Consider the following 11,286-nt stretch of genomic DNA (forward strand, 5'->3'; position numbering starts at 1 on the left):
AGCTGCTGAACCCCCTTGATGCAGGTCAATGGGTGGTGGGGGGCGGAGTCGCCGTATACGGCCGTTCATCACATCTTGACCCTTGGGGTGCTGTCAATCACTGACTGCGTCGACTTCGTCGGTCACCGAACACGAACCCCGCTGGCTTCCGATTGCATGTCCGGCCGCGCCCGCGTCGAACGCTTCTGGGGCATCATGGAAGACATCATCGGTCCCGTGGTCGGGGAGAACCCGACGGGCGTCGAGCGGCTCTGGCGTTGACGCCCGCGTCGTCATCGCAACCTGGCTCAGAACTCCTTCTCAGGAGCTTTCGATCGACCGATAGCGGGCCACCGCCATGACCGGCAAAGACCAGGCACGCGGCAGCCCATAACCATGGGTCGTGGAAGAGCTGATCGAGTGGCGCGTGTGTCATGGAAACCCCCATTCCCTGGCGCCAGATTCCTGCGAACATGCACCGTCCCATTCCCCCTCGAAAAAAGGAATCGCGAGATGACAAATTCAGTCAACAAAACGCCTCTTGCATCCACCACAGGCGCTGGCGCCCCCGCGGTCAGCGACCGCAATTCGCTGACCATTGGTGCGGATGGCCCGATCGTCCTGCATGACGTGCATTTCCTTGAGCAGATGGCGCACTTCAACCGCGAGAAGGTGCCCGAGCGCCAACCGCATGCCAAAGGCGCTGGTGCCTTCGGCGTGTTCGAGACCACCGCGGACGTTTCCAGGTACACCAAGGCGGCGTTGTTCCAGAAAGGCGCGTCCACCGAGATGCTGGCGCGCTTCTCCACCGTGGCCGGCGAGTCGGGCAGCCCCGACACCTGGCGCGACGTGCGCGGCTTCTCGCTGAAGTTCTACACCACCGAAGGCAACTACGACCTGGTGGGTAACAACACCCCGGTGTTCTTCGTGCGCGACCCGATGAAGTTTCCGCACTTCATCCGCAGCCAGAAGCGCCTGCCCGACTCCGGCCTGCGCGACAACCACATGCAGTGGGACTTCTGGACCAACAACCCGGAAACCGCCCACCAGGTGACCTACCTGATGGGCGAGCGTGGCCTGCCGCGCAGCTGGCGCGAGATGAACGGCTACGGTTCCCACACCTACATGTGGATCAACGCGGCCGGCGAGAAATTCTGGGTCAAGTACCACTTCCACACCCAGCAGGGCATGGCGTTCTTCAACAACGCCGAAGCCGCCGCCATGGCCGGTAGCGATGCCGACTTCCACCGTCGGGACCTGTTCGACGCCATCGCCGCCGGCAAGCATCCGCGCTGGGTGATGTCGGTCCAGGTGATGCCGTATGCCGATGCGAAGAAGTACCGCATCAACCCGTTCGACCTGACCAAGACCTGGTCGCACAAGGACTACCCGCTGATCCAGGTCGGCACCATGACGCTGAACCGCAACCCCGAGAACTTCTTCGCCCAGATCGAGCAGGCCGCGTTCTCCCCAGGCAACACCGTACCCGGCATTGGCCTGTCGCCCGACAAGATGCTGCTGGGCCGCGCGTTCGCCTACGCCGATGCCCAGCGCAACCGTATCGGCACCAACTTCCACCAGTTGCCCGTCAACCAGCCCAAGGTGCCGGTGAACAGCTACATGTTCGATGGTCAGATGACCTACCACCACAGTGGTGCTGCGCCGGTGTACGTGCCCAACAGCGGTGGCCGGCCCTGGGCCGACCAGACCGGCAAGGCTGATGATGGCTGGGAGGCCGACGGCGAGATGGTACGCAGCGCCTACACCCTGCGCGCGGACGACGACGACTTCACCCAGCCCGGCATCCTGATGCGCGAGGTGTTCAACGATGCGCAGCGCCAGGCGCTGGTGGACCAGGTCGTTGGCAGTCTGCTGGGCGGGGTGCGCAGCCCCGTGCTCGAACGCGCTTTCGACTACTGGAAAAGTGTGGACGTCGACGTCGGCAAACGCATTGAGCAGAAGGTGCGCACCGGCAGTACCGGCAAGCCCGCGGAAGGGATGGGAGAAGGTTGAGGCGCTGCGGCGCTTCGTCTTCGGCGAACTGCACGTGCGGGCGGCTGGAACGTCGCGCGTGCAGCGCCGAGAACGCTGCCGCAGAGCAAGATGACGCCCTGATGGTGCGCGTGGGCGCGCGTCCGACCAGCTAGTGTCTTGAGTTCGGTGGAGCACCCGTTCCGTGACATCAAGCGCCAGTTCGGGCATGTGAAGGTGCGCTATCGTGGGCTTGCCAAGAACACGGCGCAGTTGCACACGCTGTTCGCGCTCTCCAATCTGTGGATGGTGCGCCGAACGCTCTTGAAGGAGGCCCGGGGATAGGTGCGCCCCACGGGGCCCGCAATGGGCCGCAAATCGGCCCTCGAACACCCCGGATCGGCGTTCAGATGCCGCCATCTGAAACCTCGTGCATCAGCCCTCGTCGCGACGGGGATTGTGCAGACCTTCCCTAGGGCGTTCGACAATGTAGGGCGAGCATGGGCCAACGTGAACCGCACTGCGGTTACATCAGTTTCAACCTCAGTTTTAAGGTGTGGGTGGCCAGCGTCGTCCACCCACACCGGCCTCGGTCAACCTTGCAACGGTATTCCCGGTACGAAGAGGTTGCCAAGCGAAAAGGAATTGGACGGCCGTGGCCGATGTCGCGATCATGTGCAGCGGTGCAAGAAGCACCGTGCACCGCTCGAATGCGCGTGTACCTTCGGCCAGAACTACAACCAGAGTGGGAAAAAATGCGCAGCAAGTTTGACTGGGACATCGACCCTGAGGCCGACGCACATTCTGGTCGCGTGAACAGCCGACCCGAGCACATACGGGCCGCTGTCGACGGCATGTTGAAGCGCTTGCGGACCGACTACATCGATCCGCTATGCCAGTACCGCGTCGATCCAGATGTGCCCATCGAGGATGTTGCTGGAACGGTGAAGGATCTCATCCAGCAGGCCAAGACCCGCCGAACCCTGCAAGTGCCTTCATTTGGCGTCACTTGCGCTCAGTCCAAAGGGGACAAATGGTGGACTATTGTCTCTTGGCGGGGCGTAACTTCAAGGTGGTGCTAGGTTGAAAAGTCACACCCGGGTACTGCTGCATCTTGTGGACAGAAGACAGGGTCTATTCCTCTTCAGGATCGATCGGCCGTGCGCCAAAGAGATTGATCCGACGCGGGCTGTTGCTTGACTCGGCTGGCGATGGGAAGTACGAGGCTTCAAAGTTCTCGTACTCCTTCGCTGCACTGTTCAGGATGTCAGACATATTCGACGCAAGTTTTCGAAACGTGTCAGGCCAGCCTTCAAACGGCTGAAGGAAGGAGTCCGTCTCGTGCGGATCCTTGAATAGTTCACGTGGTGTATCGAGACTGATAAGCACCCGCTCGATTACTTCCGTGAGCATCGTTTCTACCTCTTCCTGAACCATCATTGGGTCAGGAAAGATGACGGCCTCTCCATCCCCATCCGCGTGCTGAGAAATCCGCGCTTCGAGGAAGTCGGCGAAGCCCTCAACCGCGATGCGCACCGTCGGTCCCCATGCGACTTCTCGCAACCGATATTGTGACGCTCGCTTCTTGTTCAGCTCCTCCATCAGCCTGCTGACGAGCGACAAGCAGTCAGGCTGCTTCAACTGCTGTAGCCAGCCGTGGTTCTTGGCGTGGCGAACCATCAATGCTAAGTCCTGCATGGGCGGCGTCGCTGCTTGAGGCCCATCGGTGGTCCACCTCCACCACGCTTGGCGCATTGCCTGTAGTGACCGTGGGCGCCCACCTGTGCCGGCCGCAACGCGCGAAAGTTGCATAAGCAGCATGCCCAAGTCGCCGTGGGTTTCGCCGCCGCCTGCGTACGGAGAGTTGCGCTCCATTTCAGCAAGGATCTCGATCATTGCAGGACGTTGTTCGGCTAGCCAGCTGGTTGTTCTTCCCATTGATGCTCCTGTTGGTTGTAACAAATACGATATAACGAATAGAATTGACTGCTTTGTGATGCGTGGCGAAGAGTTATGCTCTCTGGTATCAAGTCTAGCAGTTAAACTTTAGATGAATCGCCGCTCAGGATATTTCCAGGTCGCTCTTGCAGATAACAAATACTATTCGTTATCTGATGGCGAAGCCGCTCCACGCCCTTTTGACGATCTCATGTCTCGCGAGGAGCTCAGCGCCCTCACTGGCACGATGCAACCCAAGCGCATGAGCGTGTGGCTCGAGTCACGCGGGTGGGTGCATGAACCGCCTGCACGCCGTGGCGATATCCCGAAAGTTCTGCGCGCGTATCGGGACGCGCGGTTGTCCGGCATTCAGCCTGAGCGCACGAAGAAAGCCAACTACTCGTTCATGACGGCGGGGTCGTTGTGATCCGCCGCAGGGACCGGCCCGACGGATTGCCATTCCGCGTCTATGAACGACGGGGCAAGCTCCGCTACTCCATTGGCTACAAGAATCCGAACGGCAGCTGGGAGTTCCGGTTGCAGTGCGACATTGCCGACAAAGCGCGCATCCTCGACCTGCGTAGTGAAGCAACCAGCCGTTCTGCAACCCTGCGGCTCGGCAAGCCTTCGGACGATAGCTTCCAGGCGCTATGCGACACATGGTTCGTATGGCAGGAGCGACTTCCTGCACTAGCCGTCCAGAAGCGAGCGGACAGCACGCTCAAGGAGAACAGGCGCGAAGCGGCCATGCTGTGCAAGGCCTGGGGAGCGTGGCGCGTCGTCGACATCAAAAAAGGCGATGCATACGACTACCTCGATGCCTGCCTCCTCGCTCGGGACAAGCATGGTCAGCCTCGTCCTCGCGCGGAAAAGGGAAACAAGGAAATTGCGCTGGGTCGCGTCATCTTCGAGTTCGCCGTGCGCACGCGACGCATTGAGGCGAACCCGTTCGCCAGCGTCGAGAAGCTGGCAACACAGAAAACCGACCGTTATGTGACCGACGGCGAACTCGCCCTCGCGGTCGAGGTCGGAAGGCGCATGGGTGGCCCTCAGCACATCGTCGCGTTGGCGCTCAAGACTGCGTTTCTCTGCGTGCGGCGCTCGGTCGAGGTACGCGGGTTGACACGCCAGCAAATTCGCGAAGACGGCATCGAGTGGCAGGCTGCGAAGCGGCAGCGCGGTGAGGCAATGAAGGTTGGCCTCATTGAATGGAGCCCGGCGCTCAGGGTAACCATCGACGAAGCGCTCGCCACTAAACGCCGTGAACTTGCGGGCGACTGGTATGTGTTCGGAAATATGAGCGGCGAGCGGTACACAAAGGGAGGCTGGAAGGCGACCCTCGCAAAGCTCATGGCCGAGTGCATGAAGGAGGCCGGGGACCGCAAGGTCGCGTTCACGAAGTTCTCCCTTCAGGACTGCCGCCCCAAAGGTGTCAGCGACAAGATGGCTCGAGGCGACCGCGATGTGGTCGACGCGACTATGCACAGCAGCGAGCGAATGGTGCGGCAGGTCTACGACCGGCGACGCGTGCGTATCGCCAAGCCGGCTGGCTGATTGGGAGGACGCGAAGTGTCGAACATCAATTCTGCGCACCCGGCAGGAGGGTCGAAGCCAGGCCCGAAGGGCAGGGTGCTGGAGCCCTACGCCAGGGAAGTCCTGCTCATGACCCGCGAGGGTCAGTCCATGCAGGACATCGTGAACTGGCTCGCCGAGCCTCCGAGAAGGGTGGCGATCACTCGCCAGGCTGTTCATCTCTGGGTGAAGGCGCGAATCAAGAAGTTGGTGAAGTTAAACGCCGTCTTCGCGGACACCGGGGTCGGCGGACCCTTCCAACAGAGTGATGTGGTCCCGATCTCCTTGTCGTCTGAGCGGATGTGTGTGTTGAATTCCACTGATCTCTGACCCGAGGGGGGTGCGGACAAATACTTGGACTGGTTTATGCCGTAAGTTCAAGACTCTCTCGGTACTCGATGGGGCTGAGAGAGCCCAGAGATATCTTGATCCGCTTCTCGTTGTACCAGCGGATGTAGGAGTCAATCACTTCAATGAATTTCTCAACGGTGGTGCCTCTCCAGTCCCGAGGGTAGAACAGTTCGGTCTTAAGTCGACCGAAGAACCCTTCGCAGGCCGCGTTGTCAGGTGAACAGGCTTTGCGAGACATCGAGCGGGTGAGGTTCGCATCGCTCATTCTTGCCAGCCAACCTGACCAGCGATAGTGGCCACCACGATCGGAGTGAACCACAGGCCGGTCGGTGGTTCCCACCACCGTCTCAATCGCGGCATCCAGCATCGTGTTGACGAGCTCGGCGTCTGGGCTGGTTCCAATGGTCCAGCTCACCACCATCCCATCGAAGCAATCGATCATGGGTGACAGGTACACCTTGCCAGCCGGGATCTGGAACTCAGTGATGTCAGTGAGCCACTTCTCATTGGGCGCCGCGGCCTGGAAGTCTCGGTTGATGATGTTCTCAGGCGCCGGACTGATCTCGCCTAAGTACGATACGTACCTGCGCTTTCTGGGCTTTGGAACGATGAGGCTTTCCTGCTTCATCAGCCGTTGCACCACCTTCTCCGAGATGGTGACGTGCTGCCTGTTTAGCGACGCATGCAGCCTGCGGTAGCCGTAGCAGCAGTGGTTCGTTTCGAAGATGTCGGCGATGGCACGACGCGCGTCAAGGTACTTGTCTGCCACCTGCGCACGGGCTCGGTGGTAGAAGTACGAGCTTCGCGCAAGATCCAACTGAGCCAGGAGCTCTGGCAGGGCATAGAGCACCTTGAGGGCGTCAACCAGCAATGTCTTCTCCCGGTTGGTCAGGAGATGCAGATCGACGCCCAGGCCTTTTTTTAGCAGTTCATTGGCCTTCTTCAAGAGATCGCGTTCGAGCTGCAGTTGGCGGATGTCGCGTTGCAGGGATTCGAGCTGTTGCTCCAGCTCCGCTCGCTCAGGTGATGGTGTTGGGTGGTTCTGGCGTTTCATGGATGCGGGCGCCTCGCGGCCGAGTAGCTGGTTCTTCCAGTTGTACAGCGTCGGCCTGCATACGCCCAGTTTTTCTGCCACGGCTTGCGCACCTTCCTGCCGCGTGCAGAGCTCCATGACGCCCGCCTGTTTCAATGTCTCGGAATATCTTCGCCGGCCGGCGGTGCCAACGGCGACTCTCCTGCTCTCAGGAAGTGCGTCGCGAATCCAGGCGGTCAACGTACCCCGGCCTGGGTATCCCAATGCCCTCATCGTTGCAGCAATGCAGCGATCATGCGCAAGGTAGTGCGCAATAGCCGCCTGCTTCTGATCCTGCGAGTACTTGGGAGGCCGGCCCGCATAGCCCTCAGGCAGAGCCGAACGTCGTTCGTACTCACGGTGCCAGCTCTTCAGGGCATTCTTGGTTGGGTAACCGAGTTGACGGATGGTTGCCCTGATGCGCTTGTCCAGCTTGATGTAGAGCTGGACCGCTCGAATTCTGTCTTCGTAGGAATACATGAACTACCTCCTGGTAGTCCAAGATTTCATCCGCACCCCCACTGGGTCAGTTTTCAGTGGAAGACAACACCGAAATGCATGGTCACAAGCGATTCACGATGGCCACCGACATCCAAGTTTATTTCTGTGATCCTCAGAGTCCTTGGCAACGCGGCAGCAACGAGAACACCAATGGGCTCCTCAGGCAGTACATGCCGAAGGGCATAGATCTCTCGGGTTTCTCACAGCTTCAGCTCAACGCAATCGCGAGACAATTGAATGAGAGGCCACGCAAGACACTTGGCTTCCGCACCCCCGCTGAAATGTTCAGCGAATCTGTTGCATCGACCGGTTGAATCCGCCACTCATAGCCGCCTTTGCTAGGGTAGCCGCAAGAGGCCATGCCCTCCCAGGATGGGTGCAGAAGCGCCACTCGGCTTGCGGATAGGTCCCTTGACGTGTCTCACAAGATCAAGCTGCTTGACATCGATCAATGCTCCGCAGCGCATGCGCGGACACAGTTGAGGCACATTGCGCCATCGGTTTTTTTGGAATAGTCCTTGCAGAACCCGCGTCATTCCTGCACCGAATTTCCAGTTTTTGGAACAGAAATCATGTCCGAGGCCGCATGAATGCTCAGTTCATCCTCCGGCCTGTCACGCCGGGGGTCGCGGGTTCGAGCCCCGTCCACTCCGCCAAAATTCCATGGGTTACGCGAGCAATCGCGTAGCCCATTTTGGTTTCTGGCCCCCCCGAATGCCTCACGCGGCCTCCATCTGCGGTGGGCGCTTTCCATGGCGCCGTGTGGCGCTGTCCCCCATGCGGAGGACAGACGGGCGAACGACCCTCCTCTAGATTGGCATCCATCCACGATGGAAGCCAATCACATGTTCATTCGAAACTGCTGGTACGTCGCCGCCTGGGCGCACGAGATCCCCGATCAAGGGCTGTTTTCCCGCGTCATTCTGGGCGAGCCCTTGCTCCTGTACCGCCTGTCCACCGGCGAGACGGTCGCGATGGAGGACCGGTGCTGCCACCGCCTCGCCCCCCTGTCCGCCGGTCGGCGCGAGGGGGACTGCGTGCGCTGTGGCTATCACGGGCTGAAGTTTTCACCGGAGGGGGCCTGCGTCGAAGCGCCTGGCCTCGACCGCATCCCCATCAAGGCAAAGGTGCGCAGCTACCCGGTGGCCGTGCGCAACCGGTGGGTGTTCGTCTGGATGGGCGATCCGGGGCTTGCGGACACCGCCTTGCTGCCGGACAACTTCTCCTGCGACCACCCCGAGTGGCACTACCAGCCGGGCTATCTGCACTATGAGACGCCCTACATGCTCATCTGCGACAACCTGCTCGACTTTTCGCACTTGTCGTACGTGCATGAGAACACCCTGGGCGGTTCCACGCGGATCGCCCAGTCCAAACCCGAGGTGCAGCGGGTGCCGCAGGGCATTCGGGTCACCCGCCACGTGCCGGACGTGCCGCCTTCCGCGTATTGGCGGTCGTTTCACGAGTTCGAGGGCAACGTCGACCGCTGGTTCGTCTACGACTTCCTGCTGCCCGGCACCCTCATCATGGACTCCGGTGGGCGGCCCACGGGCCAGGCCGAGGGCGACATGGCGGGCGCGGTCCGGCTGCACAGTTGCCAGACGCTGACGCCCGAGACGGCAACGTCCACCCACTACTTTTTCCAGCAGGCCTACCACGCCCCCGCGCCCATTCCCGAGACCACGGCCACCATCTTCCAGGGACTGCTTGCCGCCTTCGAGGAAGACCGCTCGATCATCACGGCCCAGTACCGCAACCTGCTTCTCGACCCTGCCGCACCCATGCTGCCCATGGCGATGGACCAGGCGCTGGTGCAATTCCGCCGCCTCGTGGACAGCGAACTGGCGAAGGAGCGCGGCAGCGCGCCTGCCCCCGCGACGGTCGTCGCTGGCTAGAAAAAAACGACACCCACCCACAGGAGACAACCCCATGATCCGCCGTGTTTTCATCCGCATGCTGGCACTCGCTGGCGTGGCCGCACTGCCCCTGACAGTGCTCGCGCAGGCGTCCGCCGCATTCCCCCAAAAGCCCATCCGCCTGGTGGCCTCCGCGGCCGCGGGCGGCGCCACGGACTTCGTCGCCCGAACGGTCGGCGAGCGGTTGTCCAAGCAGCTTGGCCAACCCGTGATCGTAGACAACAAGGCGGGGGCAAACGGCGCCCTGGGCGCTTCCGAGGTGGCGCGCGCGGCACCGGACGGGTACACCCTGCTGGTGACCCTGGGCGACACCTTGATCAACAACGTGGCGATGTACAAGACGCTGTCGTACGACCCGTTCAAGGATTTCAGCTACATCACGCAGGCTGTCCGCAGCCCGGCGGTGATTTCGGCGAACGCCGACCTGCCTGTCAAGAACATGGCCGACTTCCGGCGGTACGCGGCCGAGCAGCGCGGCAAGCTGACCTATGGCTCCTGGGGGCCCGGTGGCCTGGGCCACCTGGCGGGCGAACAGCTCAATCGCATCATCGGTGCAGAGATGGTCCATGTGCCGCAGCGCGGCGAGGCACCCGTGATGGCCGACCTGCTGTCGAAAACCGTCAGCGTGGGATTGACCTCGGCCGGGCTGGCCAAGCAGCACGTGTTGGCGGGCAAGGTGACCGCGCTGGCCATCATGGGCAGGGAGCGTTCACCGGCCCTGCCGCAGGTCCCGACCATGCGGGAGCAGGGTTTCGACGACCCGTTGTTCGATGCGGCCGTGTACATCGCCTTTGTCGCGCCCGCCAGGACGCCCGAGTCCGTGATGAAGAAGCTCGCCGACGAGATCCGGAAGGTGCTGGCAGATCCCGAGGTCGGGCGCTTGATGAACGAGCGGGGCCTGGACATCATGAACAGCACGCCCAGGGAGTTCGAAGCCAGCCACCGCGCAGAAGCCGAGGTGATCCTCAAGCGCATCAAGGATTTCGGGCTGGTGGCGCAATAGAAGGCGAGTGCCCGGCGGGTCGATCAGAGGCCTTTGGCCGGCTGGCCGGGTAAGTCCTATTGGTGCCCTGCGGGCGAGCTTTCAAACTGGCGGCGCCATGCGCTCCACCTGGAATGTCCTCACCCCACCGCCCGGCCACCCTGTGGACGCGGCGGCCATGAACCTCTTGCTCGATGTGCCGACGAGCACCGCGCCCGCGCGCGGCTTGCTGAACTTCATCAACGCCCACGTGGCGGTGGACTACCTCTCGCTGGTCGAGTACGCGGGGGCGGTGCCCTCGCAGGTGGATGGATGCACGCACCGCGACCACCTGCCCAACATCACGGGCGAGTGCTTTGCCCGCTACAAGCGGCAGTACAGCCAGCTCGACGAGGTCACTCACCTGGCCGGCCGGGTGCAGCAGGAGGTGCATCCCTCGCCAGACGTGACCGTGATGCACTATGGGCTGGATGACATTCCGGACATCTGCTGGCGGCAGGAGATTTTCGAGCACTCGAAGCTCACCGGCCGGCTCAGCCTGCTCTATGCGCCGGTGGCCCGCACCGCCTTTGTCATCAATCTCTATCGCGATGTGTCCTGCGGACCCTTCGCGCCCCGAGAGATCGACCGCCTGACCGCGATCGCGCCCATCCTGCGCAAGGTGCACCTCAACGCCCTGCACGTGCGACGGCAGCGCCTGCATGCGCAGGCGCGCAAGGCCCTGGTCGAGCAGAACCTGCTGCAGCGGGCACCACGGTTGTCGGGGCGCGAGCGCGAGGTCTGCGTGGGCATCGTCGATGGCCTCAGTGTCGATGCCATCGCCGCAGACATGGGCGTGGCTCCCTCCACGGTGCAGACGCTGCGCAAACGCGCCTACATCAAGCTGGGCATCGAGGCGCGCAGCGAGTTGCTGCTGCTCTCAAACTGAGCGCGGGCCTCAGAGGCACCAGGGCATGGGCGCTTCGTTGAGGCCCCAGTAGAAGCTTTTCTGGCTGGTGTATTCA

10 protein-coding genes and 3 pseudogenes are annotated in these 11,286 nt (G+C 61.8%); 11 read left to right on the forward strand and 2 right to left on the reverse strand.

All coding sequences use genetic code 11. The annotated features are described in order from the left end of the window. Positions 1 to 15 precede the first annotated feature (15 nt). The 4 genes and pseudogenes from KIT86_RS16170 to KIT86_RS16185 form a co-directional block, all read left to right on the forward strand. Entirely contained in the window at positions 16 to 261 is a 246-nt protein-coding gene (locus tag KIT86_RS16170; protein ID WP_297400178.1) for a hypothetical protein, read from the forward strand. Positions 262 to 492: 231 nt separating this feature from the next. Beyond that, the gene (locus KIT86_RS16175; RefSeq protein WP_297400180.1) at positions 493 to 1,992 is read left to right on the forward strand and encodes a catalase; all 1,500 of its coding nucleotides are present in this window, start codon (positions 493 to 495) and stop codon (positions 1,990 to 1,992) included. Between the two features lie 129 nt (positions 1,993 to 2,121). Beyond that, positions 2,122 to 2,295, forward strand: a pseudogene (locus tag KIT86_RS16180) (transposase); the annotation flags it as partial. A 467-nt stretch (positions 2,296 to 2,762) separates the two neighbouring features. Next, positions 2,763 to 2,921 (forward strand): annotated as a pseudogene (locus KIT86_RS16185) (aldo/keto reductase); the annotation flags it as partial. Positions 2,922 to 3,084: 163 nt separating this feature from the next. On the opposite strand, the gene KIT86_RS16190 reads toward KIT86_RS16185, so the two are convergent. After that, on the reverse strand, positions 3,085 to 3,846 hold the full coding sequence (locus KIT86_RS16190) for a hypothetical protein (RefSeq protein ID WP_297400182.1): 762 nt from the start codon (positions 3,844 to 3,846) through the stop codon (positions 3,085 to 3,087). Between the two features lie 154 nt (positions 3,847 to 4,000). Here KIT86_RS16190 and KIT86_RS16195 point away from each other — a divergent pair, with 154 nt between their 5' ends. From KIT86_RS16195 to KIT86_RS16205, 3 genes are read left to right on the forward strand one after another with little or no spacing between them, the layout of a single operon-like run. After that, positions 4,001 to 4,315, forward strand: a complete 315-nt coding sequence (locus KIT86_RS16195; RefSeq protein ID WP_297400184.1) for a DUF4224 domain-containing protein — start codon at positions 4,001 to 4,003, stop codon at positions 4,313 to 4,315. Further along, positions 4,312 to 5,442: a hypothetical protein gene (locus KIT86_RS16200; RefSeq protein WP_297400186.1), complete on the forward strand. Its 1,131-nt coding sequence runs from the start codon at positions 4,312 to 4,314 to the stop codon at positions 5,440 to 5,442. Before KIT86_RS16195 ends, KIT86_RS16200 begins: the two co-directional genes overlap by 4 nt. Positions 5,443 to 5,457: 15 nt before the next feature. Beyond that, positions 5,458 to 5,790, forward strand: coding sequence for a hypothetical protein (locus KIT86_RS16205; protein WP_297400188.1), 333 nt, complete (start codon positions 5,458 to 5,460; stop codon positions 5,788 to 5,790). 34 nt (positions 5,791 to 5,824) lie between these two features. On the opposite strand, the gene KIT86_RS16210 is transcribed toward KIT86_RS16205, so the two are convergent. Continuing rightward, positions 5,825 to 7,363: an IS3 family transposase gene (locus KIT86_RS16210; RefSeq protein ID WP_297400190.1), complete on the reverse strand. Its 1,539-nt coding sequence runs from the start codon at positions 7,361 to 7,363 to the stop codon at positions 5,825 to 5,827. 71 nt (positions 7,364 to 7,434) lie between these two features. Here KIT86_RS16210 and KIT86_RS16215 point away from each other — a divergent pair. From KIT86_RS16215 to KIT86_RS16230, 4 genes and pseudogenes are all read left to right on the forward strand, one after another. Next, positions 7,435 to 7,698 (forward strand): annotated as a pseudogene (locus tag KIT86_RS16215) (IS30 family transposase); the annotation flags it as partial. A gap of 531 nt (positions 7,699 to 8,229) precedes the next feature. Further along, positions 8,230 to 9,279 carry an aromatic ring-hydroxylating dioxygenase subunit alpha gene (locus tag KIT86_RS16220; protein ID WP_297400192.1) on the forward strand — a complete coding sequence of 350 codons (1,050 nt, stop codon included), beginning with the start codon at positions 8,230 to 8,232 and terminating at the stop codon, positions 9,277 to 9,279. A 34-nt stretch (positions 9,280 to 9,313) separates the two neighbouring features. After that, positions 9,314 to 10,303 carry a tripartite tricarboxylate transporter substrate binding protein gene (locus tag KIT86_RS16225; RefSeq protein ID WP_297400194.1) on the forward strand — a complete coding sequence of 330 codons (990 nt, stop codon included), beginning with the start codon at positions 9,314 to 9,316 and terminating at the stop codon, positions 10,301 to 10,303. Between the two features lie 97 nt (positions 10,304 to 10,400). After that, on the forward strand, positions 10,401 to 11,210 hold the full coding sequence (locus KIT86_RS16230) for a helix-turn-helix transcriptional regulator (RefSeq protein WP_297400195.1): 810 nt from the start codon (positions 10,401 to 10,403) through the stop codon (positions 11,208 to 11,210). The last annotated feature ends 76 nt before the right edge of the window (positions 11,211 to 11,286 follow it).

The organism is Hydrogenophaga sp., from assembly GCF_026125825.1.
GTDB lineage: Bacteria > Pseudomonadota > Gammaproteobacteria > Burkholderiales > Burkholderiaceae_C > Hydrogenophaga.

What these genes read in the sequence shown, in the direction of transcription:
- KIT86_RS16175 (WP_297400180.1), top strand. Translation starts at nt 493, where the DNA reads ATGACAAATTCAGTCAACAAAACGCCTCTTGCATCCACCACAGGCGCT.
- KIT86_RS16190 (WP_297400182.1), bottom strand. Translation starts at nt 3,846, where the DNA reads ATGATCGAGATCCTTGCTGAAATGGAGCGCAACTCTCCGTACGCAGGC.
- KIT86_RS16195 (WP_297400184.1), top strand. Translation starts at nt 4,001, where the DNA reads ATGAATCGCCGCTCAGGATATTTCCAGGTCGCTCTTGCAGATAACAAA.
- KIT86_RS16210 (WP_297400190.1), bottom strand. Translation starts at nt 7,363, where the DNA reads ATGTATTCCTACGAAGACAGAATTCGAGCGGTCCAGCTCTACATCAAG.
- KIT86_RS16220 (WP_297400192.1), top strand. Translation starts at nt 8,230, where the DNA reads ATGTTCATTCGAAACTGCTGGTACGTCGCCGCCTGGGCGCACGAGATC.
- KIT86_RS16225 (WP_297400194.1), top strand. Translation starts at nt 9,314, where the DNA reads ATGATCCGCCGTGTTTTCATCCGCATGCTGGCACTCGCTGGCGTGGCC.
- KIT86_RS16230 (WP_297400195.1), top strand. Translation starts at nt 10,401, where the DNA reads ATGCGCTCCACCTGGAATGTCCTCACCCCACCGCCCGGCCACCCTGTG.